Annotated in this window: 19 protein-coding genes and 1 pseudogene; 4 read left to right on the plus strand and 16 right to left on the minus strand. The window is 71.1% G+C overall.

Features of this window, described 5'->3' with window-relative positions; translation table 11 throughout:
* Window positions 1–6: 6 nt before the first annotated feature.
* Window positions 7–492, minus strand: coding sequence for a DUF5709 domain-containing protein (locus ABZT02_RS19215; RefSeq protein WP_356019133.1), 486 nt, complete (start codon window positions 490–492; stop codon window positions 7–9).
* Between the two features lie 353 nt (window positions 493–845).
* Here ABZT02_RS19215 and ABZT02_RS19220 point away from each other — a divergent pair, with 353 nt between their 5' ends.
* Both ABZT02_RS19220 and ABZT02_RS19225 read left to right on the plus strand, forming a co-directional pair.
* Entirely contained in the window at window positions 846–2,318 is a 1,473-nt protein-coding gene (locus tag ABZT02_RS19220; RefSeq protein ID WP_356019134.1) for an APC family permease, read from the plus strand.
* Window positions 2,319–2,329: 11 nt separating this feature from the next.
* Complete coding sequence (locus ABZT02_RS19225; protein WP_356019135.1) at window positions 2,330–3,289, plus strand: hypothetical protein; 960 nt, start codon at window positions 2,330–2,332, stop codon at window positions 3,287–3,289.
* A 25-nt stretch (window positions 3,290–3,314) separates the two neighbouring features.
* Here ABZT02_RS19225 and ABZT02_RS19230 read toward each other — a convergent pair whose 3' ends face one another.
* From ABZT02_RS19230 to ABZT02_RS19270, 9 genes and pseudogenes are all read right to left on the minus strand, one after another.
* On the minus strand, window positions 3,315–3,509 hold the full coding sequence (locus ABZT02_RS19230; RefSeq protein WP_356019136.1) for a hypothetical protein: 195 nt from the start codon (window positions 3,507–3,509) through the stop codon (window positions 3,315–3,317).
* A 2-nt stretch (window positions 3,510–3,511) separates the two neighbouring features.
* Window positions 3,512–3,826, minus strand: a complete 315-nt coding sequence (locus tag ABZT02_RS19235) for a hypothetical protein (protein ID WP_356019137.1) — start codon at window positions 3,824–3,826, stop codon at window positions 3,512–3,514.
* 39 nt (window positions 3,827–3,865) lie between these two features.
* Window positions 3,866–5,038 (minus strand): HoxN/HupN/NixA family nickel/cobalt transporter, encoded by a 1,173-nt coding sequence (locus ABZT02_RS19240; protein WP_356019138.1) that lies wholly within the window; start codon window positions 5,036–5,038, stop codon window positions 3,866–3,868.
* A 126-nt stretch (window positions 5,039–5,164) separates the two neighbouring features.
* Entirely contained in the window at window positions 5,165–6,019 is an 855-nt protein-coding gene (gene prcB / locus ABZT02_RS19245) for a proteasome subunit beta (RefSeq protein ID WP_356019139.1), read from the minus strand.
* A 74-nt stretch (window positions 6,020–6,093) separates the two neighbouring features.
* A pseudogene (locus tag ABZT02_RS19250) lies at window positions 6,094–6,976 on the minus strand (lysylphosphatidylglycerol synthase domain-containing protein).
* Window positions 6,977–7,016: 40 nt separating this feature from the next.
* Window positions 7,017–8,504, minus strand: coding sequence for a hypothetical protein (locus tag ABZT02_RS19255; protein ID WP_356019140.1), 1,488 nt, complete (start codon window positions 8,502–8,504; stop codon window positions 7,017–7,019).
* A gap of 134 nt (window positions 8,505–8,638) precedes the next feature.
* The gene (locus tag ABZT02_RS19260; RefSeq protein ID WP_356019141.1) at window positions 8,639–10,993 is read right to left on the minus strand and encodes a glycosyl hydrolase family 65 protein; all 2,355 of its coding nucleotides are present in this window, start codon (window positions 10,991–10,993) and stop codon (window positions 8,639–8,641) included.
* Window positions 10,990–11,727, minus strand: coding sequence for a beta-phosphoglucomutase family hydrolase (locus ABZT02_RS19265; protein ID WP_356019143.1), 738 nt, complete (start codon window positions 11,725–11,727; stop codon window positions 10,990–10,992). Before ABZT02_RS19265 ends, ABZT02_RS19260 begins: the two co-directional genes overlap by 4 nt.
* Before the next feature lie 43 nt (window positions 11,728–11,770).
* Window positions 11,771–12,220: an SgcJ/EcaC family oxidoreductase gene (locus ABZT02_RS19270; protein ID WP_356019144.1), complete on the minus strand. Its 450-nt coding sequence runs from the start codon at window positions 12,218–12,220 to the stop codon at window positions 11,771–11,773.
* A gap of 78 nt (window positions 12,221–12,298) precedes the next feature.
* On the opposite strand from ABZT02_RS19270, the gene ABZT02_RS19275 reads away from it, so the two are divergent.
* Entirely contained in the window at window positions 12,299–12,955 is a 657-nt protein-coding gene (locus tag ABZT02_RS19275; protein ID WP_356019145.1) for a nucleoside/nucleotide kinase family protein, read from the plus strand.
* A 25-nt stretch (window positions 12,956–12,980) separates the two neighbouring features.
* On the opposite strand, the gene ABZT02_RS19280 is transcribed toward ABZT02_RS19275, so the two are convergent.
* The 6 genes from ABZT02_RS19280 to ABZT02_RS19305 all read right to left on the minus strand — a co-directional run bounded on the left by ABZT02_RS19280 (window position 12,981) and on the right by ABZT02_RS19305 (window position 21,195).
* Window positions 12,981–14,813 (minus strand): hypothetical protein, encoded by a 1,833-nt coding sequence (locus tag ABZT02_RS19280; RefSeq protein WP_356019147.1) that lies wholly within the window; start codon window positions 14,811–14,813, stop codon window positions 12,981–12,983.
* A 13-nt stretch (window positions 14,814–14,826) separates the two neighbouring features.
* Window positions 14,827–16,536: a hypothetical protein gene (locus ABZT02_RS19285; protein WP_356019149.1), complete on the minus strand. Its 1,710-nt coding sequence runs from the start codon at window positions 16,534–16,536 to the stop codon at window positions 14,827–14,829.
* A 2-nt stretch (window positions 16,537–16,538) separates the two neighbouring features.
* Window positions 16,539–17,441: a carbohydrate ABC transporter permease gene (locus tag ABZT02_RS19290; protein ID WP_356019150.1), complete on the minus strand. Its 903-nt coding sequence runs from the start codon at window positions 17,439–17,441 to the stop codon at window positions 16,539–16,541.
* Window positions 17,438–18,349, minus strand: a complete 912-nt coding sequence (locus tag ABZT02_RS19295) for a sugar ABC transporter permease (RefSeq protein ID WP_356019151.1) — start codon at window positions 18,347–18,349, stop codon at window positions 17,438–17,440. Before ABZT02_RS19295 ends, ABZT02_RS19290 begins: the two co-directional genes overlap by 4 nt.
* A gap of 124 nt (window positions 18,350–18,473) precedes the next feature.
* Window positions 18,474–19,796: an extracellular solute-binding protein gene (locus ABZT02_RS19300; protein WP_356019152.1), complete on the minus strand. Its 1,323-nt coding sequence runs from the start codon at window positions 19,794–19,796 to the stop codon at window positions 18,474–18,476.
* Window positions 19,797–20,073: 277 nt separating this feature from the next.
* Entirely contained in the window at window positions 20,074–21,195 is a 1,122-nt protein-coding gene (locus tag ABZT02_RS19305) for an ROK family protein (RefSeq protein WP_356019154.1), read from the minus strand.
* A 309-nt stretch (window positions 21,196–21,504) separates the two neighbouring features.
* On the opposite strand from ABZT02_RS19305, the gene ABZT02_RS19310 reads away from it, so the two are divergent.
* On the plus strand, window positions 21,505–22,404 hold the full coding sequence (locus ABZT02_RS19310) for a BadF/BadG/BcrA/BcrD ATPase family protein (RefSeq protein ID WP_356019155.1): 900 nt from the start codon (window positions 21,505–21,507) through the stop codon (window positions 22,402–22,404).
* The last annotated feature ends 70 nt before the right edge of the window (window positions 22,405–22,474 follow it).

Here is a 22,474-nt window from a genome sequence, read left to right on the forward strand (position 1 = left end):
CGCCCGTCAGGGGATGTCGGAGGGGTCCTCGACGATGTGCACGGCGGCCTCCTCGGCGCCGGCCGCGCCCGCGTCGATGCCCACGTCGGTGGCGACCTCGTCCTTCGTGGTGGTGGGATGGGCGCCCTCGTCGGGGGCGACGAGACGTCCGGCGCGGTCGGTTCCGGCCTCCGGGTCGACCGGTTCACCCTCACCGCCGGGCAGGTCGCCGATCTCGTCGCCGAGGGGCGCTGCCGCCTCGGGAACCTCCTGGGCGAGACGTTCGTCGAGGCTCTCACCGTCGTGCTGTTCGGCGGCGGTGGTGCCGTGCCGGGTGACGCCGAGGGGCTTCTCCGGTGGCGAGTAGCCCTCGTCCAGGGTGTCGTCGTAGGTGCGTTCGTCGAGGGCGTCCTGGAGGTCGAGCGGGGCCGCGTCCTCCTGCTCCTCGTTGGTTCCGGTGGGCTGGTAGGCGTCGTCGGCCATCGGCTCGGCAGATGTCGGTTCGGTGCCCATGGGCTGCCTCCCTCGCGCTCGCGTACGGTTCGATGCGGTGTCCTGATCCGCGTTTCCCCGTATGCGCTCCCCAACCTCGAAAGGCTGCTGGAGTAAGGCATTCCACAGCCGGAAGGTTACCCCCCAGTTAATCTTGAAGGGTCAAGGAATAGGGCTATCATCACTCGCATACACGGAGTGACCGGTCGTCGACGCAGCGGCCGTACGGTCCTCCGCACCCCCTTCGTTCCTCCCTTCACCGCCCCTGCCCGAGGCCATCCCTCTCGAGGTCCGGGGCGGAGCCACCCCCCACCCCTTTTGCGCCGTACGGCTCCCTCCGCCGTGCGGCGTGCCCGACGGAAAGCAGCACAAGCATGAGCATCAGCAGGGGCAGAGGGCTACAGGCCAATGCCCTCGGTACCTTCGACACCGTGGTGATGGCCGTCGCGGGCAGCGCGCCGGCGTACTCGATCGCCGCGACCACCGCGGTACTGGTCGGCTCGGTGGGCCTGGCCAGTCCGGCGGCTCTGCTCTACTGCGCGATACCCATGCTGGGCATCGCGCTCGCGTTCAGCTATCTCAGCCGGATCGATGTGAACGCGGGCGCCAGTTACTCCTGGGTGGGCCGCACGCTCCATCCCTTTCTGGGCTTCGTCAGCGGCTGGGCGCTGGTGATCTCGGCGACCATCTTCATGGTGGCCGGCTCGCTGCCCGCCGGCTCGATGACGCTGGCCCTCTTCGACCAGGACCTCGCGGACAACACCGCGCTGTCGACCGTCGTGGGCGCGGCCTGGTTCGTGCTGATGCTGCTCGTGGTGCTCGGCGGTGCCCGGCTCACCGTGCGCGCCCAGCTCGTCATGTCGGGCGTGGAGCTCGCGATACTGGCCCTGTTCGCGGTGCTCGCCCTCTTCCACACGGGCAACGCGCGCTCCTTCGAGTGGTCCTGGCTGGGCTTCGGCCACTTCGACGGCATGGCCGGGTTCGCGTCGGGCGCGCTGATCGCCGCGTTCTACTACTGGGGCTGGGACGTCACCAGCAATCTCAGCGAGGAGACCCGCAACAGCCGCCGTACGACGGGACTCGCGGGGCTCATCGGGGTCGGCATCGTCTTCCTGCTGTTCGAGGTGTTCACCATCGCGGTGAACGTCATCCTGACCTCGAAGCAGATCGAGGACAACGACGCCAACGTGCTGGCCGTGCTCGGTGAGGAGATCTGGCCGGGCTGGGGCGGAAAGCTGCTGATCGTCGCGGTGATGCTGTCGACCATCGCCACTCTGGAGACCACGCTGATCCAGGTCACGCGCTCGCTGTTCGCGATGGGCCGGGACCGTACGATGCCGTCCGCGCTGGGCAGGGTGCACCGCCGCTGGAACACCCCGTGGGTGGCGATCGTGGTGGTCGGCGCGGTGGCACTGCTGATGTTCATCGCCTCCAACGCCCTGGGCTCGGTGGGCGACATCCTCTCCGACGCCATCTCGGCGATCGGGCTGCAGATCGCCGTCTACTACGGCCTCAGCGGCCTCGCGGTCGTCGTCGCGTACCGCAAGATGCTGCTGAAGTCCCCGACCGACTTCCTGCTCGGCGGGCTGTGGCCGCTGCTGGGCGCCCTGTTCATGTTCTGGATCTTCGTGGAGTCGCTGGGCGAGCTGAGCACCGCCGCGATCACGATCGGCGTGGGCGGGCTGGCGGTGGGTCTGGTACCGATGCTCTGGTACTGGAAGCAGGGCAGCGACTACTACCGGCCCGCGCGCCTTGACGCGAGCCGTACTGTCGAGGCGGACTACGTGCCCGACGGCGGGGAGTCCGGGCCCTCGCTCGTCCACGAGGGTCTCCCCACCGACTTCTGAGGGGTTGTGCGATGGCGAGAGACCGTTTCGCCCCCGAATTCGATCCCGACTGCGGGGACTTCCCGCTCACCAGCGCCCGCCAGGACATCGTCATCGGCCGCTGGCAGGGCCTGCGTGAACTGCTGCGTGACACCGGACCCGACTGGCTCTCGCGGGGCCACCGGGTGCGGGCACTCGCCCAGGCCTGCGCGGGCAGTTCGACGGTGGAGTCGTGGCTCGCGGCCGAGCCGCACAACGGCGACGCGCTGGTGCTGCGGGCGGCCACCGAGACGGCCAGGGCGTTCAACCTGGCCATCGCCGCGGGCCGGGGCGTACCCATCGACCAGCGCCGCATCGACGCCGCGGTGATGGCCTGTCTGCAGGCGTCCGAGGCGTTCGTGGACGACCCGACGCCGTGGATCTCCCTGATCTCGGTGGCCAGGCTGTACCCGGCCGGTGTGCGCCGACAGGAACTGGGGCGCTGGTGGGACGAGTTGCACGGGCGGGATCCGTACAGCGTCGAGGGCCACCTCCAGGTGCTGCACTACTACTCGTCCCGCTGGCACGGGTCGAACGGCCTGATGTACGACTTCGCCCGCGACGCGGCCGGCGTGGCCCCGCCGGGTTCCGCGCTGCCGGTGCTGGTGCAGTACGCGCGGGTGGAGGAGTACCGGAGCGCGGCGGACGCGGCCGAGGACCGGCGGACGTCCGTGGGTCTCGGGCAGCACTGGAAGAACGACGGGGCCATCAGTGACGTACGGCGCACCTGGCAGCGCTGGATCGTGGGCCGCGCCGACCACACGGTGGCACCCGGCGAGTTGCGCGACCTCAACTACCTGACCCACGCGGCCTGCCACGCGGGCCTCTCGGAGGTCGCCGTCCCGCTCCTGCGCATGCTGGACCGCCAGGGCACCCGCACCCCGTGGTCCTACACCGGCGATCCGGAACAGCAGTTCACCAAGTGGCGCAAGGAGTTCAGAGTGCGGGCCTGAGTCCGGGCACCCGCCCGGGAAGGCCTCAGGGCGTGAATCCCGCCTCCCTCAGGACGGTGGCCGCGACCCCGCGCCCGACCAGGGCGAGTCCGACAAGGAGGTCGTCGCAGTCGATGAGCGCGGCGCCGGCCTCCTCCGAGGAGCGTGCCTCGGCCAGGTCGATGGCCTTGCGGGAGTAGGGCGTCCAGGCGATGCGCTCGGCCGCCTGGGAGGCACCCATGGTCAGGCGGGACCCGACGTCGTCGTGCACGGCGGCTGGCGACACGCCTGCGCTCTCCAGCATCCGGGTCGCGCTGTTGGGCTCGGCGGTGAGCCGAACAGGAGGTGTTCGGTGCCGATGTAGTTGTTGCGGTGCTGTACGGCCTGCCGGGTGACGCCCAGCGCCGAGCCGATGCCGGCCCGGGAGATACCGTGCATCCGGCAGTGCTCGACGTAGTCCTCGGCCAGGGTCTGCCGTTGTTCGGAGAGGTGCGCCGCGCTCGTCAACAGGGCGAGCCAGTTGGGCTGTTCCTGTGCACCGGGGCGGTGGGCGGTCACGCAGGTGCGGTCCACCTGCGCCTTGACACTTTGGAACTGTCAAGGAGTACTTGCCTGTTCCGTCGACGCTCCGGCCGCCAACCCCGCCGTCCACTTCTCCTCGATCCGGCCCACCTTCCACACCACCAGGGCGACGATCCACGTGGCGAAGAACAGACCCACGATGACGAAGCCCAGGACATTGAGGTCGAGGCCGCTGATCCAGGTCCAGAAAAGGCCGTGCAGGCCGAGCTTCTCGGCGAGCAGGCCCAGGAGTTCCACCGTGCCGATGAGGAGCGCGACCGCGACGGACAGGCCGGTGATCGTGAGGTTGTAGTAGACCTTGCGGACCGGCTTCGAGAACGCCCAGCCGTAGGCGAAGTTCATGAAGGAGCCGTCGACCGTGTCGAGGAGGGACATGCCGGCGGCGAACAGGACGGGCAGGGTGAGGATCGCGTACCAGGGCAGCCCGGAGGCCGCGCCCGATCCGGCGAGGACCAGCAGCGCGATCTCCGTCGCCGTGTCGAAGCCCAGGCCGAAGAGGAGCCCGAGCGGGTACATCTGCCACGGCTTGGTGATCGACTTCATGACCCGGCCGAGCAGACGGTTCATGAAGCCGCGGTTGTTCAGCTGCTCCTCCAGCGCGGCCTCGTCGTAGCGGCCGGAGCGCATCCTGCGGAACACCTTCCAGATGCCGACCAGGACGACCAGGTTGACCGCGGCGATCAGATAGAGGAACGCGCCCGAGACGGTCGTACCGATCAACGCGGTCACGTCATGGAGACGGGAGTCGCCGTCGCGCACCGGTCCCGCGAGGGCTTTCACGCCGAGCGAGAGCAGCAGGGCCAGGACGAAGACGACGCTGGAGTGGCCGAGCGAGAACCAGAAGCCCACCGACAGCGGACGTTGCCCCTCCCCCATCAGCTTGCGGGTGGTGTTGTCGATCGCCGCGATGTGGTCGGCGTCGAAGGCGTGCCGCATCCCGAGCGTGTAGGCGGTCACGCCGATGCCGATCCCGAAGGACTTCTCGCCGACGCTGTAGTGGTGCGGGGCGACGATCGCGACGAGGGTGACCCAGCCGATCACGTGCAGCGCCACCACGACCGCGGCCATGCCGCCCGCCCTGATCCACTCCTGCCGCGTCATGGAGCCACGGACGCGGTGCCATACCGAGCCTCTCGCGGGGCCGGTGGCGGGGAGGAGGGGCGGAGCGGAGTCAGGGGCGGCCGTCATCGGGCGGAGGATCCTCTTCGGTGGGTACGGCCGCGTTCAGCAGCCTTGTGCCATCCTCCAGTACCTGCAAGTCATGTGCAGTAAAGCCCGTGACAGGTCTTTCCCACGACTGGGGAAAGTGCCCTGTCAGGCCGTCGCGTTCGGCCCGTCCGGCCGGTTGTGGCGCTGCTCGACCATCTCGCGGCTGAGGTTCTCGGTCTCCGGCTCGGACAGCCGCTCGAAGCCGTCCTCGGTGATGACGGAGACGATGGGAAAGATGCGGCGATTGAGGTCGGGACCGCCGGTCGCGGAGTCGTCGTCGGCCGCGTCGTAGAGCGCCTGAAGCGCGGCGAGGGCGGCCTCGCGGCGGTCGAGTCCCTTGCGGAACAGCTTCTTCAGGGCGCCCCTGGCGTACGGCGAGCCGGAGCCCTCGGCGTGGAAGCCGTTCTTCTCGTAGAGTCCGCCGGCGATGTCGTAGCTGAAGATGCGGCCGCGTTCGCCCTCGGGCGCGGAGGGGTCGTAGCCGGTGAGGAGGGGGACGACGGCGAGGCCCTGCATGGCCTGGCCGAGGTTCTGCCGGATCATGCCGGCCAGACGGCGCGCCTTGCCGTCGAGGGTCATGGCGACGCCCTCGATCTTCTCGAAGTGCGTCAGCTCGACCTGGTAGAGCTTGACCATGTCGAGAGCGAGTCCGACGGTGCCGGCGAAGGCCACCGCCGTGTAGTCGTCGGCGGGGTGCACCTTCTCCAGATCGCGCTGGGCGATGAGGTTGCCCATGGTGGCTCTGCGGTCGCCCGCGATGAGCACGCCGTCGCGGTAGGACAGGGCCAGCACGGTGGTGCCGTGCGGCACTTGGTCCGGCGCGGCGCGCACTCCGTCGGGCAGGACGCGGCGGGTGCTGAGCAGTTCGGGGCGGTGAGCCGCCAGGAACTCCGTGAAGGACGAGGACCCCGGAGTGAAGAACTCCTCCCCCAACCGCCCGCCGTTCTCGTTCCACGTCATGGCACTCCCCCTCGCCGTCGGGCCGACATCCGAAGTCCTACCAGAAGCATGGGGACCGGAAACGCCGGTCGCGCTCACAGCGCCTTGTGGCGGACGAGGAGAGCGAGCACCAGCAGGCCGGGCAGCAGAGGCAGCCACACGGTCAGCAGCCGGTAGCCGAGCACCGCGGAGGTGGCGGCGACTCCGGGTGCTCCTCCGGCGGTGAGGGCGAGGGCGAGCGCGGCGTCGAGGGAGCCGAGGCCGGACGGGGTGGGCAGCAGGACGGCCGCGCTGCTCTCGGCGGGGTAGAGCAGGGCCGCCAGGGGCGGGGCCGCCGGCAGGGCGACGGCCCGGGTGACGCGATCAGCACGAGCGCGTGCTGTACGGCGAAGCCCAGCGAGCCGCCCCACAGGGCCGCCGCCCGGTGCGGTCGCGCATGGATGGCCCGGAGGTCGGCCGTCACCAGGGCCAGGGGCCGCCGGCAGCGTGGCCACAGCGCGGTGCCCAGGAGTACGGCGAGCGCGAGGGCGGCGACGGCTACGGCCGGCCACACCGCCGGCTGACGCGGCAGCCCGAGAACACCGGGGCAGGCCGTCGCGAGTACGGCGATGAGGGCGGCCCGCACCAGCCCGCCCGTCGTGGCCTTCACCGCGAGCGCGGTCGCCGCGCGCCCTGTGGACAGCCCGAAGCGCATGAGGAAGCGGAGGTTGACCGCGCTCGTGCCGAGCCCCGGGGCAGCAGCTGGCCGGCGGCGGAGGCGGCGAACTGCGCGGCCACCAGCCGCTTCGACGGCAGGGGCCGCAGCACCGCGCCCTGCTGGGCGAGCGCCGAGCACGCGCAGGTCGCGGCGGCGACGAGCAGCCAGCCCTGGTCGGCGACGGCGCGCCGCAGGGCACCGGTCTCCTGGACGGGTCAGTGGCGCCGCGCCGGAGCGCCGGCGGCGGTCAGGACGGCGAGCGGGAGGGCGAGAGGCAACACGGCGCGTCGGCGGGTCGAGGCGACGGCGATCTGCCGGACGTCATGTCGGTCCGTGTCGGCTCACGTTCGGCGGGACGCGGATGTCCATCCCGGCAGCGGGGAAGGTCTGCCAGTCGCGCGCGTAGGCGGGCGGGGCGCCACCGGGCGGGGTGAGGACGGCGACGGGGAGACGACGGGACGTGCGCAGGATCCCGGCCGCGGTGCTGTTGGCGTTGGGACCGCGCGCCGCCGCCGACGAGCACCCGGTGTAGTAGCCGACGGGAATCGACAGGTGGCCGGTGAGCACACAGGGCGGGCGCACACCCAGGCGGTGCAGCTCGGCCGCGGTGACGGCCCAGTCGCGGTGATCGTCGGTCGTGCGGCGCACCGTGCGGTCCAGCACCGCGTACTGCACCGCGAGATGTCCCGCCAGGCCGAGCGCGATCAGCGTCGCCGCGACCGGGCGCCACCGGCCGGCGCCGGTGGTCGCGAGGTGGAACAGCGCGTCGGCGACCGGGATCGCGAGCAGGGCGTAGGCGGGCAGCAGGAACCGGGGGGCCGCGTACCCGATCATGAACAGGTAGGGCAGGGCGGCGGTCGTGGCGCAGGACAGGGCGATGAGGGTGCCCCGGGTACGGCCGGCCCGGACCGCGACGAGGAGGCCGACGCCGGCCAGCAGCGGGAGGACGAACCACCAGGCCATGATCGGCGGGTCCGGCAGGGGGCCGGTGCACGGGCGGCACAGGCTGCGGCCGCCCAGGCTGCGCAGTTGGTCGTCGACGGCGAACTGCAGGCCCAGTCCGCCCTGGATGCGAGAGCCCTCGTGCAGTCGCTCGGCCAGGCCGCCGTAGCTGGTGTACGCCTCGATGACCCACTGCACGCCACCCGCCACCAGCCCGGCCACCAGTCCCGCGACGAGCCGCCCATGGCGGACCGCGGCGGCCGCGACGAGCAGTGGCAGGGCGACGTACACGGCGTCGGTGGGCCGCATCAACGCCATGAGACAGGCCCCCGCCACGACTCCCCACAGGGCCCTCGGGTTCTCCCGGACCCGCAGGAAACAGCCGGCCGCGCCCAGCGCGCCGACGGCGACCCAGTAGTTGGGCATGGCCTGGGGGCCGTAGAACAGGGTGATCCACAGGGAGGCGAACAGGGCGCCTCCGACGGCGATGACGCGGGCCGGGAAGAGGCCGCGCCAGGCACGCAGTGCCAGGTGGAGGCCGACGCCGGACAGCACCGCGAGATAGACGCGCAGGAGTTCCGTCGAGGTCGACCAGCTCGCGATCGGCGCGACCAGCAGCGAGACACCGCGGGCGCGCGGGGCACTGAAGAACGCCGCCGGTGCCTGGACGCCGACCTGGCTCACATAGACGGTCTCGTCCCAGCCGAGGCCCATGCCGGGGCGGACGAGGACGAGTTGGGCCAGGGTGAAGGCGGCGGCCACCACGGCGATCAGCCGAGTGCCCCCGGCACGCGCGGCCGCCCCGAGGGCCGGGGACGGCGTACGTCGTCGCGCGTCGGCGAGCAGGGCGCCGTCGCCGTGAGCCATCGTCCACCCCTCACCCCCGGGTGCCGCGGGGACCCGGTCCATCGCAGAAAAATCATGGACAAAGTAACCCGTGGCAGCTGGGGGTGCAGGGTGGAGTTCGGCCAAGCGGCGCCTGTCCGGATCGCGCCTTTCCGTCAGCGGGCGTGGGGCCTGCGGTGGGCCGGCTGGCTCGGGGCCGGGCGGTCCTTCGACGGCGGGACGGGGCGGACGACCGGGCCGTCGCCGTTGACGGTCAGCGGGGTGCCGTGGTGACTGATCTTCAGGGGCGCGCCCGACATCAGGGTGTACGTCGCCTTGTCCGGCCCGATCTCCACGCGCAGGCAGCGGCCCAGGAGCTGGAGGTTGAAGGCGAGGCGGCTGAACCGCTCCGGCAGCCGGGGCGCGAAGCGGAGGGAGTCGCCGTCGCGGCGCAGACCGCCGAAACCGGCGACCAGGGCCGTCCAGGTGCCGGCGAGGGAGGCGATGTGGAGTCCGTCGCGGGTGTTGTTCGCCAGGTCGGCGAGGTCCATCAGCGCCGCCTCGGCCGTGTAGGCGTAGGCGAGGGACAGGTGTCCCGCGCGGGCGGCGACGACCGCCTGGACGCAGGCCGACAGGGAGGAGTCCCGTACGGTCAGGGGCTCGTAGTAGGCGAAGTTGCGGGCGATCTGCTCCTCGTCGTGGAACTCCTCGAACCAGCCGCTGCACAGGTACATCGCCAGCACCAGGTCCGCCTGCTTGACGACCTGTTTGCGGTAGATGTCGAAGTAGGGGAAGTGCAGCATCAGCGGGTACTGGTCGGCGCGGGTGCTGTCGAAGTCCCAGCGCTGGTAGCGGGTGAAGCCGGCGTGCTGTTCGTGCACGCCGAGTTCGGCGTTGTAGGGGATGTGCACGGCCTCGGCGGCGTCCCGCCAGGCGGCGCTCTCCTCGTCGTCGACGCCGAGGGCGGCGGACTGTTCCGGATGGCGGGCGCAGGCGTCGGCGGCCGCGAGGAGGTTCGCGCGGGCCATGAGGTTGGTGTACGTGTTGTCGTCGGCGACCGCGCTGTACTCGTCTGGGCCCGTGACGCCGTCGATGTGGAAGACGCCGTGGTGGTCGTGGTGGCCGAGCGAGCGCCACAACCGGGCTGTCTCCACCAGGAGTTCGACACCGGTGTCCCGTTCGAAGTCCGTGTCGCCGGTGGCCTCGGTGTAGCGCACCACGGCGTCGGCGACGGCCGCGTTGACGTGGAAGGCGGCGGTGCCGGCGGGCCAGTACGCCGAGCCCTCCGAGCCCTCGATGGTCCGCCATGGGAACGCGGCGCCGTTCAGGCCGAGCTGCGCGGCCCGCTCGCGGGCGGCGGGCAGCGTCTTCTGCCGCCAGCGCAGAACCTCGGCCACGGCACGTGGCTCGGTGTAGGTGAGCAGGGGCAGCACGAAGGTCTCGGTGTCCCAGAAGGCGTGCCCGTCGTAACCGGAACCGGTCAGTCCCTTGGCGGGAATGGCCCGTTGCTCCGCGCGGGCGCCCGCCTGGAGCACGTGGAAGAGGGCGAAGCGGACGGCCTGCTGGATCTCCTCGTCGCCGTCGAGCTCGACGTCGGCGCGAGCCCAGAAGTCGTCCAGGTAGCTGCGCTGTTCGTCCAGGAGTCCGTCCCAGCCGCTGTGCGCGGCGGCCGCCAGGGCCGCGTCGACCTGGTCGCTCATCGCGGGCCGCGAGCGGGCCCCGGACCAGCCGTGGGCCACCAGTTTCTCGACCCGCAGCCGCTGCCCGGGCTCCAGGACGGAGGTGACGGTCAGCCGGGCCAGGTCCACCGTCTGCTCACTGCTCGTGGTGGTGCGCTCCGGTCCTTCGATCACGTGGTCGGCGGCCACGGCGACCCGCAGCCCGCTGTGCCGGGTGCGGTGCACCAGCCGCAGCCGGGTGCCGTCGGCGAAACCCTCCTCGTGCTCCAGCGGCGACTTGAGAACCTTCGACGCGCGCGGGTCGCCGTTCGCCCCGGGCAGGCTCTCGTTGGTGACCAGCTCCGACTGGATCACCACGCGGGTGCGGCTGTCGACGGGCTCCACCTCGTAGGCCACCGCGGCGACCGCCCGCTGGGTGAGCGAGACGAGCCGGGTCGAGCGCACCCTTATCCGCGAGCCCGCCGGTGAGATCCACTCGCAGGACCGCTCCAGGACGCCCCGGCGCAGGTCGAGGTTGCGTTCGTGGGCCACGAGACGGCCGTAGCGCAGGTCGAAGGGCTCGTCGTCGACGAGGAGCCGCACGATCTTGCCGTTGGTGACGTTGATGGCGGTCTGGCCGGACTCCGGATAGCCGTAACCGGCCTCGGCGTACGGCAGCGGGTGCAGTTCGTGGACGCCGTTGAGGTAGGAGCCGGGCAGGCCGTGCGGTTCACCCTCGTCGAGATTGCCGCGCCAGCCGACATGGCCGTTGGACAGGGCGAACACGGACTCGCTCTGGGCCAGGACATCGAGGTTGAGGGAGGTCTCGCGGACGGCCCAGGGCTCGACGGTGTAGGAGCGTTGGGTGATCACGCGTGTCCTCCCAGCTCGGCGAGGCCCTTCACGACGATGTCCGCGCCGTGCTCGTACAGGGCGTCGGCCTGTCCGACCCGGTCGAGGCCGACGACGTACCCGAAGCCTCCGGCACGGCCCGCGTCCATGCCGGCGAGGGCGTCCTCGAACACCGCGGACCGGGGTGCGTCCAGGCCCAGGTCGTCGGCGGCGGCGAGGAAGGTGTCGGGGCGCGGCTTGCCGGGCAGCCCGCGCTCGGCCGCGACCACGCCGTCGACGCGTACGTCGAAGAGGTCCTCGGCGTCGATCGCGCGCAGCACGTCCCGGCAGTTGGCGCTGGAGGAGACGATCGCGGTGCGCAGACCCTGGGCGCGGGCCGCCCTGATGTAGGTCAGGGTGTCGTCGTAGGCCTCGACGCCGTCGGTGCGGATCTTCTCCAGGACGAGGGCGTTCTTGCGGTTGCCGAGGCCGTGGACCGTCTCCGCGCCCGGTGGATCGTCGGGATCACCGTCCGGCAGTTCGATGCCGCGGGAGGTGAGAAAGGTGCGCACGCCGTCGGCCCGCGGCAGACCGTCGACGTACTCGTCGTAGTCGTGGTCGTCGAATGGCCGGAAGTGTTCGCCCTCGCGTTCGCGAAGGAACGCGTCGAACATCTCCTTCCACGCTGCCGCGTGCACGACGGCCGTCCTGGTGACGACCCCGTCGAGGTCGAACAGGCAGGCCTTGATCTCTTCTGGCAGACCGAGCTCCGTCATACAGAACCCGGTTCCCTGCCAGACGCTGTGCCAACAGGTGGATTCAGTCGTGCGGGAAGGAGTGGTGCTCGTGGGCCACCAGCCAGCGGCCGCGTTCCCTGCGCAGGCCGAAGGTGAGTCTGAGCCGGAACCCGGGGTGGGCGGCGAGTTCCTCCGGGGTGGCGCAGCGCACCAGGGCGTGGGCGTACGCCACGTCCGTGCCCGCGGTGACGTGGAGGGACTCGATGTCGAAGCAGGCGCCCTGGGCCTGCCAGGCGAAGAAGGGCGGCCAGGCCGCACGGTAGGCGGCGAGGCCCCGGATGCCGTGGTGGGGCGACGCCACGTCGAACATCACGATGTCCTGGGCGTGGTCGGCGATCACGCCGGCGAGGTCGCCGCGGTGGACGGCCGCCGCCCACCCGGTGATGAGGGCGCGGATCTGCGCCTCGTCGTCGGAGACGTTCGCGGCGTCCAAAGAGTGCGGGGCGTCGGATTCGTCGGAGTGCTGGGGCACGACTGGGGCTCCTTTCTCCCCCTTCCGCCCTCCAGGGTGCCTGGCCGACCTGAAGTCCTCGAATGACACACTCGGCGTGTGCCCCTGACCTTCGACGATCTTGTGACCCGTGCGCGTTCCCTCGCCGAGCCCGAGAGACGGGCCGTTCTCGGTATCGCCGGCTCCCCCGGCGCGGGCAAGACGACCCTTGCCGAGCATCTGGTGCGGGCGCTGAACGGCCCGGGCGAGCCCTGGGTGGCACACGTCCCCATGGACGGGTTCCACCTGGCCGATGTGGAGCTGGACCGGCTCGGGCTGCGCGACCGCAAGGGGGCGCCCGAGACCTTCGACGCGGCGGGCTACGCGGCCCTGCTGCGGCGGCTGCGCGAGGAGAGGGACGGGGACATCGTGTACGCGCCGGGCTTCGAGCGGGTCCTCGAACAGCCGATCGCCGGGGCGATCCCGGTGCCGCCGACGGCCCGTCTGGTCGTGACGGAGGGGAACTACCTGCTGCTCGGCACGGGCGCGTGGACACGGGTGCGGCCCGCCCTGGACGAGGTGTGGTTCTGCGCGCCGGACGAGGACGAGCGGGTGCGCCGGCTGGTCGCCCGGCACGAGGAGTTCGGCAAGTCCCACGACGAGGCGGTGGCGTGGGTGCTGCGCTCGGACCAGCACAACGCGGAGTTGGTGGCGGCGACGCGGGAGCGGGCCGACCTCGTGGTGCCGGTGTCGGCGCTGCCGCGCGTGGACGGGTGAGGCACGGGGGCGAGGCCCCCGTGCCTCAGCAGGCGGACAGCGTCAGTTCCGGCTCGCCGTGGGCGTCACCCGCCGGGTCGCCGATCCTTGCCGTGAACGCCTCGGTCCGTACGGTCAGTTCGGCGCCGACGCGTGCGAAGGTCGCCGTCAGGGCGGCTCCGGGGCCGTAGCGCACGGCGAAGGCGTGCAGGTCGTCCGGGGCGTCCGGGACGGGGTCCGCCTCCAGGGCCGTGGAGCTGACCAGGTGGCGCCAGCCCTCGTCGGGGTTGCCGTAGCCGCGGGGGTCGGCGGCCAGCGCGAAGGCCGCCTGCTCCTGGGTCGTCTCCGAGCGGGCGTCGAAGTGGTCCACGCCCTCCGCCTCGGGGTGCGTCAGCCGCAGGGCGCCCACCGAGGTCACCTCGCCCTCGGCCGTCCGGCGCACCTTGTCGCCGTCGTCCTCGGCGTACGGCAGCCCGGCCAGGAGGTAGGGCGTGCCGGGGAGGCGTTCCACGGTGACCGTGGTCCACAGGCTGGTGCCGTCGGTGACGTACAGGGACTGGATGTGCCGCAGGACGTGGTCGCGGCCGACGACCGGCTTGGTGACCAGCTTGGCCGCGAGGCCGTCGGCGCGCACGTCACGGACCCGGACCTCGCCCATGGGACGGCACAGCAGGAAGCCGTCGACGACGGGGCCGAAGCCGTGCTGGCGGTTGACGGCCGCGGGCAGGTAGTAGGTGCCTCCGGCCTCGACGACTGCCGGAGTCATCTTCGTGTCGAAGGCCACCGACACCGTGCCCGCACGCAGTTGGTGGCGGGCGATCGCCGTGGACGGTTCCCGGTGCCAGCGGGTGGTGTCCTGGATCTGCCAGACCAGCATCCAGGCGAAGTGACCGTCCACTCCCCCGTCCTCCTTGACCGCGTGCCGGCCCCAGCGGCTGTCGCCCCGGTAGCGGCCCAGGTCGGCGCCGATGCGGGCGCCGAAGTAGCGCAGGCCGAGCACCGACTCGAAGGCGGAGTGCTGCTCGCTGTAGCGCGGGCCGCCGTTGTCGAAGCCGCCGCCCGTCACGCGGGCGTCGATGTAGCGGGCCAGGGTGTCGCCGTCCTCGGCGAAGATCTCCTCCCCGCTGATCCGGTGGGCCTGGGCGAGGAAGGACAGGGAGATCGGGCCGTAGTTGTTGTCGTAGGCGCCGCCGTGCTCGGGCGGCAGGGCCGCGCCGCGGTCGGTGACCCGGTGGGCGCGGATCTCGTCGGTGTACAGCTGGAGTGCCCGCGCGCGGACCGGCTCCCGTTCCCCGTCCGGCAGATGGTTCGCGAGCATCAGACCGCCGACCACACAGCCGATCGCCTGGTTGCCGGCTTCCTGCGGGTTGAAGAAGGTGGCCTCGGTCAGCCAGCGCCAGTACCCGCGCGCCACGTCGAGGAGTTCGGCGCGCTGTCCGTCCTCGACCAGCCCCTCCGCCGCGTCGAGTACGTTCACCGCCTGGAGCAGCGCCCACACCGTGCTGGGCCAGTCGCCGATGGGGTGCGCGCCCGGCGCCAGGGTGTAACGGGCGTACGCCAGGCCCGAGTTGCGCACCTTCAGGTTCGGGTAGCCCGGGTTGTCGTCGGTGTAGACCCGCTCGCGCAGATGGAAGGTGAGGCTGCGGCTCACCGCCTCCGGCAGCCTCGGGTCCTTGGCGCGCTGCCAGGCGAACGCGAGCAGGGAGGTGATGCCGAGGGAGGTGTCGCCGATGTCGTGGACGCAGTCGGGGTGTTCGAGGCTGCCCTCGGGCGTGAGGCGCGCGAGGGCCTGCTCGGTGACGTCGGCGAGGACGGCGTCGTAGGCCTCCGGAGTGTCCGGCAGGTCGTGCAGCGGCCCGAGCTGGCGTGGGAGGTGCAAGGAGATCAGCCCTTCATGCCTGAGATGTGGCGCGCAGTGTGAGGGTCAGTGCCTGCGGTCCGTGCCCACCGAGGTAGACCCGGTTCCCGGTCGTCGCGTCGGTGCCGCCGACCACGGTGTGGTCCTGCCCCGGGTCGTAGCGCAGGACGTCGCTCCGGTCCGGTCCGGCGAGCGGTTCGCCCGTCTCGACGGCGGCCTCGACCCGGATCTCGTCGTCGCCGACGCGGTAGGTCAACGGCTCGGTCGTCAGACACCAGCTTCCGTCGCCGAGCGGTACGGCGCCCTGCGGCTCGCCGCCCGGCCGGAAGGTCAGTTCGAGGGCCCAGGGCACCGGTGGGCCGCTGATGTCGATCCGCAGGTCGGCCCCGTCCTCCCGCACGTCGACCTCTACTCGGGTCATGTGGGAGACCTCGTCCTGAGGGCGGTCGGGGAAGGCCATCGCCGCGGAGAAGCGGCCCTCGTCCACCAGGCGGTAGGCGCCGTCGTCGCGCCTTTGGTCCTTCGGTAGCGGCTGGTAGTAGGCGGTGGTGAGGGTGTGGGTGAGCCGGTACCGGTGGCTGGCGAGCTGTTCCATGTCTGCGGCACGGAACGGGCCCAGGTCGAAGAACGCCCGCGAGAGGCGGACCGCGTCGAGGACGGCGGCACCGGCGAACAGGCGCAAGAAGGTGGGGTTGCAGGCGAGGCCCGAGCGGATGCGCCGGTGCTCGGGCACGTCGGAGCCGCCGTACACCACGGTGTGCGCGGTGGCCGAGACGTGTGCGGCGAGACGTGCGGTGGGGAGGTACCGGTCGCGCGGGAGCTTCTCCGCGTCCGGGGCCGGCAGGGCGCGGCACAGATCCGGGGTGAGGAGGGTCTGGGCGAGCAGGTCGGGGTCGTCGATGCCGTCGGTGGCCGCCAGACGGGCGGCGCGGGCGAAGTCGCCCCGGCCGGTGCGGATCGCGAGCAGCCGGTAGTGCGGCAGGTAGGGCCACAGCGGGAACGAGAGCTTCTGGTCCTGGCGGCGCGAGTGGAGGGTCTCCACCGTGCCGTCCGGCCTGATCAGGTCCAGGGTCGTGGCGAGGTTGCGTTCGACGGCGTCCTGCAGGTCGGTACGCCCGAGCACCTCGGCCAGCAACAGCAGCGACGGGTTGGTCACGAGGGACGCGTAGACGGCACTGCGTTCCGAGTACAGGCCCTCCGCGTCGATGTCGACGCCCTCGGCGAGCCATTCCGCGGCGCGGTCGAGGAGACGGTCGTCGGGGAAGGACCGGTGCAGCCTGGCCAGCGCCGCGCTCAGCTCCCAGCGGTGGTTCGGGGTGTGTACCCCGCCGGTCAGGAGACTGCCGGTGGCGGCGCCGGCGATCTGGGCGAGCGCGGCCGTCACCTCGCGCAGTTCCGGCCCCGCGCCGGCGGCGAGGACGTGGGCGTCGCACACGTCGTTGACGGTGAACGCGGAGTCCGGTGGTGACTGCACGTTGTCGCCGCCGGCGAACAGCCCGGAGGGCGTCTGCGCGGCCCGCAGGGCGCGCAGCTGGGTCGCGGCGGCGGCGACGGCCCGCTCGCTGCCGTGCAGTTCCGAGTCCGGGGAACGGTACGCCGCGACCAGGGTCTTCACCCGCCGCGCCAGACCCCGGTGCGGCACACCGGCGGGTTCCTCGTCGGGGCCGTCCGCCAGGGGGACAGCCGTCCGGTCGGCGGCGCGGGCCACCGACCGGACGAACTCGTGGTCGAGCGGGCTGGACAAGGTCAGTCCTTCAGTCCGGCGTTGATGTCGGCGTTCATGACGTACCGCTGGAACACCAGGAAGACGAGGATCAACGGGATCATCGAGATGACGGAACCACCGAGCAGCACCGACCAGTTGATGTTCTGCGCGCCGACGAGGCTCTGGATGCCGATCTGCACGGTGAACTTGTCGGGGTCGTTGAGCATCAGCAGCGGCCAGATGTAGTCGTTCCACCGCCACTGGAACGACAGGATGGCGAGCGTCAGCATGATGGGCCGGGAGATCGGCACCATGATCCGCAGGAAGATCGACAGCTCGCGGGCGCCGTCGATACGGGCGGCCTCGATCAGTTCGTCGGGAACCGTCAGGAAGAACTGGCGGAACATGAAGCATCCGGTCGCGGTGAGGACGGCCGGGAGGATGATGCCCGCGAACGAGTTGTAGAGCCCGAGGTTGCGGACCACCAGGAACTCCGGGGCGAGCATGACCTCGGACGGCAGCATCGTGGTGGCCAGGATGCAGAGGAAGAACGCCTTGAGCCACTTGTTGTCGTACTTGGCCAGCGCGTACCCGGTGCAGCAGCTGACTCCCACCGTGAGGATCGTCGTGATCACGCACACGAGGGCGGTGTTGATGAAGTACTGGGAGAAGTTGGCGCTGTCCCACGCCGCCGTGTAACCCGACAGGGTGGGGTTGTGCGGAAGCACCGTCAGTGGAAGGGAGAACAGGTCTCCCGCCGGCTTGAAGGAGCTGAGGACGAACCACAGCACCGGCAGCCCGTACAGGCACGCCAGGACCCACAGCAGCGTCGTCGCGGACACCGCCGACCGAAGCCCGCCGTTGCCCGCTCTGCGGGGCCGCTTCTTGGAGACGGCTCGTCCGCTACCGGCGTCGACCGGGCGGGGAAGGTCTGTGGTGGTCATCGGTTCTCCATCCGCCGGTTGACGATCAGCTGGATGATCGCGACGGCCATCAGGATGAGCATGAGCACGAACGACGCGGCGCTCGCGTAGCCGATCTGGCCCGTTTTGAAGCCGGTTTGGTAGATGTACTGGACGAGCAGGTTGTTCGAGGTGCCCGGTCCGCCGTTGTTGAGGGCGAGGAAGAGCGGGTATTCCTTCATCGCGTTGATCGTGTTGAGCAGGATGACGATGAAGGAGGTGGGCGCGATGCTCGGCAGGGTGATGCTCATGAACTGGCGCCAGGGGCCCGCGCCGTCGAGCGAGGCCGCCTCGTAGTACGACACCGGTACGTTCTTGATCGCCGCGATGAACAGCAGCATCGAGAAGGCCGTTCCCCACCAGGCGCCCGCCATGACCACCACGCCCAGCGACAGGTCGGCGTTCGACTGCCAGGCGATCGCGTTCCCGCCGAGCTTCTCTATGACGTAGTTGATCAGTCCGAAGTTCTCACCGAACAGCCAGCGCCACAGGACACCCACGACGATGGGCGAGATGAGCCACGGGACGAAGAAGACGACACGGGCGATCGACGCGCCCTTGGCCTGCTTGCTGACCACCAGGTTGGCGACGAGCAGCGAGAGCACGAAGTTCAGCGGGACGACGAGCACGGTGTACAGCAGCGTCCGGGACAGCGCGTCGTAGAACGTGGAGTCCCCGAACAGGTGCTGGTAGTTGTCCAGGCCGACGAACTGGAACGCCCCCACACCCGTGTAGTTCGTGAAGGAGTAGACGAGCCCGATCACCGCCGGCCAGACGAAGAACAGCGAGAAGAGCACGACATTGGCCGCGATGAGGACGAGCGGCGCAAGGGTGTACTTACTGCGTCTCCTGGGCGGGCTCACGGACACGTCCGAGGCGCGTTTTGTCATCTTCCTGACTCCGTGCTGGTGGAATGGATTGCGGTGGGCTCACCCCATGAGCCCGGCATTCACATGGGCGGCCGGGGCCGGGCGGCGGGGTGGAGGCACCGCCGCCCGGCACTGTGGCCTACGATCAGCCGCCGACCTGCTGGTTGTAGCCGTCCACGATGTTCTGCAGGGCCTTGTCGGCCGACTGCTGGCCGTTGATCGCCTTGCCGAGCTCCGTCTTGGTCGGGTCCTCTGTGAGGCTCTTGCCCTTCAGCACCCAGTTCGTCTGCGCGGTGTTGAAGTAGCCGGAGATCGGGGCGTAGAGCGGGATCGACTCGTTGTACAGCTTGAACGCCGCCTGTGCCGCCTCGGACTTGAAGGGGTACTTCGGGTTCAGACCGCTCTCGACCGGCAGGAACCCGGACGCCTCGCACAGCGCCTGGTAGTGGGCCGGCTCGTACAGCCAGGACAGGAACTTCGTCGCGGCCTTGGCCGCGTCGCCGTTGTTGTTGAAGCCCACCGTCAGACCGCCGCTGTTGACGTCGCTGGCCTGCACCGGCTGGGCGGGGGTCGGGACGCTCGCCCACTCGAACTTCTTGATGCTGTCCGCGAAGGCGGGCACCTGCCACACACCGGACCAGTAGGCGACGACGTCACCGCTCTGGAACATCGCGGACGGGTCAGCGCCGCTGGTCCACACCGACTTCGGCATGGTCTTGTCGTCGTTCCAGCCGACGAAGGTGTTCACGGCCTTCTTGGTCGCCGCGTCCGCCGAGAACTTGCCGGAGGAGTCCGCGTGGACGTACTTGCCGCCCATCTCGTACACCATGGCGCGCAGCCGGGACGGCGACTGGTCGAAGGTCAGGGAGTACTTGGCGCCGGTCTTCTCGCGGACCTTGTTCGCCGCGGCGATGAAGTCGGTCCAGGTCCAGGTCTTCGACGGCGAGGCCGGGAAGGAGACGCCGGCCTTCTCGAACAGCGACTTGTTGATGAACAGGCCGGACGCGGTGACGTCCGAGGGGATGGCCAGCACCTTCCCGGACGAGTCCTTGGCGACGAAGTTGCCGTTGATCTTGTTGGTCTTGTTGTCGGCGATGGACTTGAGGTCGATCAGCTTGCTCGACCAGATCGGGTCCAGCGCCGGCACGGTCGCCACGTCGGGCAGGGAGTTCGCCTGTGCGGCGTTGTGCAGCTTCGTGGAGTAGCCGTCGTAGGGGATGTTGACGAGCTTGACGTTGACGCCGGTTTCCTTCTTGTACTGCGCCACCATCTTCTTCCAGCCCGCGTCCTGCCCCGGAACCGTGGAGATCCAGAACGTCAGGGACTTGGAGGTCCCGCCGGAGTCGCCACCGCCCCCGCAGGCGGTGAGCAGCAGGGCACCCGCCGAGGCGGCGGCAGCGAGGGAAACCAGGCGGCGCATGCCGCCGCGGCCGAGACGGCTAGAGCGCCGCACACCCACAGTGGTCATCTTCGATCCCTTTTTTTCGTCGTAGGGGACGGAGCACGGCGCCGACCGAGGCGGCACGGGTGCATTTTGCAGGAAGGTTTGCTTTCCGAGGGCGCGGCCTCGCCCGGCCGCGTCATCCTGACGGGCGAGGGTCCCCGGCCGCTGTGGCCGTCACCGCACGGGCACGCCCTCGTGCGGCTGCCGTACGTCGAGTACGGGCGGGACGCTCACCCAAGTCGGCGTCCCGGCCGACTTAGAAAGCGCTTGTCCGGACATTGGCAGACCGAGTCCGAAACCGTCAATCCTTCGTCCGCGCCGCCTGGGTCACGGTTTGGACTCCTCTTGCGACCGCAAGGCGGGCGGCGCCCACGACGGTACCCAGATCACCGACCTGGCTGCTGACCACCTCGGTGGGCCAGCTGAGCCGCTCCAGTTCGGCCCGCACACCGGGCAGGAGCTGCGGAAACGCGCCGGTGCTACCGCCGAGCACGAGCAGTCCCGGGTCGAGTACGGCCGTCACTGCGGCGGCCAGCCGGCCCACGTCGACGGCGTGTCTGGCGACGACCTCGCGGGCCGTGGCGCTGCCCTGTCCGGCGAGGGCGAAGAGCCGCTCGGCGGTGCGGGGGCAGGCGCCGTCGGATTCCGGCCAGGCCGCCGCGGCCCGGCGCAGCAGGGAGCGGGATCCGATGTACTCCTCCAGGGCCTCGTGGCGGGGCTCCAGGTCGTCGTCCCAGGGGTAGGGCAGCCTGGCGAGCTCTCCGGCGGCGCCGTTGGCCCCGGCCAGCACCTGGCCTCCCACGACGATGCCGAGACCGATACCGACGCCGATCCGCAGGTAGCCGAAGGTGTGCCGGCCGCGGGCCGCGCCCTCGTGCAGTTCGGCGAGGGCGGCGCAGTTGACGTTGTTCTCCAGGTGGACGGGGACTCCGGGCGGCAGCGCGACGGTCACCGCGTCGAAGACGGGTCCGGCCTTGGCCGTGGCGGGGCGCATCCGCTGCGGCGCGGTGACGTCACCGACGGCCACGACGATGGTGCGCAGCGGGGCGTCGGGGGGCAGCGCGGAGAGGGCGTCGCGCACCACGTCGGCGGCGTCTTCCCGGGGGCCGGTGGCCTCGGCGAGCAGGGTCCCGTCCAGGGCGCAGCCGCGGACCCGGGTGAGGGCGGGGCCTAGGTCGACGGCGAGCACGGCACCCGCGGCCGGGCCGAGGCGGTAGACGGCGGCGCTGCGGCCCGTGGCGCCGGAGGAGGTGCCGGAGTGGGCCGCGAGATGGACGCCCTCCAGTTCGGCGACGGCGGAGGAGACCGTCGGCTTGGACAACCGCGCGAGGCTCGCCAGCTGCGGCCGGGTCGCGGTGCCCGCCTGGGCCAGCACGGCGAATACGGCGCTCGCGCTCTCGGTCAGACGGGGGGCTCTCGCCACGTCGTGTTCCACACTTCCCCCAGGTCACAGGCCACGCTCCTGCGCCGAGCGACTCGGCGGGAGGCGGCGATGGGTTGCTCCGGCGTCGCGCGTTCCGTCCCGGGACGGGGGGCCCGGGAAGTCGAGTGCGTGACGCCTATTGACACGCACTGTACTTCGTTAGTTAACTTCCTAACGAACGTCACGGTACTCGCCTGCCGTGGTCCGTCAGAGGCCCGTCCCGGGGCTTCGCTAGTTCTCCAACTGCCTTGCCCTACGGCACGGTTCGCCCACCGTCGCAGCACACAGCGCAACGACGAAAGAGGTTCCGTGCAGGACACCGCACCCCTGGTTGTCGGCATCGACGTGGGCGGCACCAAGACTCAGCTCCGCGCGTTCGCGGGCGACACCCTTGTCGCCGATCACGTCCGCCCCAGCAGTGGCTGGCGGCCCCACGACCCGGTGGCCGCCGCCGGCTGGCTGGCCGCACTGGCCGCCGACGCGCTTCCCGTGGGCGCCCGCCCGTCCGCCCTCGCCGTCGGCGGGCACGCCTGCGAGACCCCGCGCCAGTGCGCGCAGATCCGCACCGCTCTCCAACTGCACTTCGACGCGCCCGCGCTGGTCGTGGGAGACGCCGAACTCCTCGTGCCCGCAGCGGGATTGGACAAGGGGGTCGGCCTGGTCGCCGGCACCGGCTCGGTCGCCGTGGGCCGGTTCGCCGACGGCACACCGGTCCAGGTCGGCGGCTGGGGCGCGCTCCTCGGCGACGAGGGCGGTGCCGCCGGCCTGGTCCGCGAGGCCGTACGTGCCGTATGGGCGGCGCACGACCGCGGCGAGGAGCCCGAAGCGCTGGCGCTCGGCCTGCTCGCCGGATTCGACGTCCCCGAAGTACCCGCGCTCGGTGCCGCGCTGGAGCACACCACGGCCGCCTCCGCCGACTGGGGCCGCCACGCCCCGGCCGTCTTCACCGCCGCCGAGGCCGGATCCCCGCTCGCCCGCACCGTCATCGCCGAGGCGGGCCGCGCCCTGGCCGCACTCGTCGAACGGCTCGCCGCCCGCGGGGTGGTGGTCGACGACGTCGTGGTCGCGGGCAGCACCGTCCTCGCCCAGCCGTCGCTGTACGACGCCTTCGTGTCGGCACTGGCCGACGGCGTGCCGTCGGCACGGCCGCGTCCCCTGCGGGCACCGCCGGTGGACGGAGCGGTGGCGATGGCCCGTTCACTTCTGTGACATCCGCCGGACGCCGAGTCTCCTGCGGTCCGACATGACTCACCCGTAAGTCTTCGCTCGTACGACTTCA

Origin of the sequence: Streptomyces sp. NPDC005402 (assembly GCF_040606575.1) — a bacterium.
Lineage (GTDB): Bacteria > Actinomycetota > Actinomycetes > Streptomycetales > Streptomycetaceae > Streptomyces.

Bases quoted from the DNA above. Each gene is read 5' to 3' on its own strand.
- ABZT02_RS19240 (WP_356019138.1), bottom strand. From the start codon at position 5,038: ATGACGGCCGCCCCTGACTCCGCTCCGCCCCTCCTCCCCGCCACCGGC.
- ABZT02_RS19225 (WP_356019135.1), top strand. From the start codon at position 2,330: ATGGCGAGAGACCGTTTCGCCCCCGAATTCGATCCCGACTGCGGGGAC.
- ABZT02_RS19295 (WP_356019151.1), bottom strand. From the start codon at position 18,349: ATGACAAAACGCGCCTCGGACGTGTCCGTGAGCCCGCCCAGGAGACGC.
- prcB (WP_356019139.1), bottom strand. From the start codon at position 6,019: ATGACGTGGAACGAGAACGGCGGGCGGTTGGGGGAGGAGTTCTTCACT.
- ABZT02_RS19255 (WP_356019140.1), bottom strand. From the start codon at position 8,504: ATGGCTCACGGCGACGGCGCCCTGCTCGCCGACGCGCGACGACGTACG.
- ABZT02_RS19265 (WP_356019143.1), bottom strand. From the start codon at position 11,727: ATGACGGAGCTCGGTCTGCCAGAAGAGATCAAGGCCTGCCTGTTCGAC.
- ABZT02_RS19290 (WP_356019150.1), bottom strand. From the start codon at position 17,441: ATGACCACCACAGACCTTCCCCGCCCGGTCGACGCCGGTAGCGGACGA.
- ABZT02_RS19230 (WP_356019136.1), bottom strand. From the start codon at position 3,509: ATGGGTGCCTCCCAGGCGGCCGAGCGCATCGCCTGGACGCCCTACTCC.
- ABZT02_RS19300 (WP_356019152.1), bottom strand. From the start codon at position 19,796: ATGACCACTGTGGGTGTGCGGCGCTCTAGCCGTCTCGGCCGCGGCGGC.
- ABZT02_RS19220 (WP_356019134.1), top strand. From the start codon at position 846: ATGAGCATCAGCAGGGGCAGAGGGCTACAGGCCAATGCCCTCGGTACC.
- ABZT02_RS19215 (WP_356019133.1), bottom strand. From the start codon at position 492: ATGGGCACCGAACCGACATCTGCCGAGCCGATGGCCGACGACGCCTAC.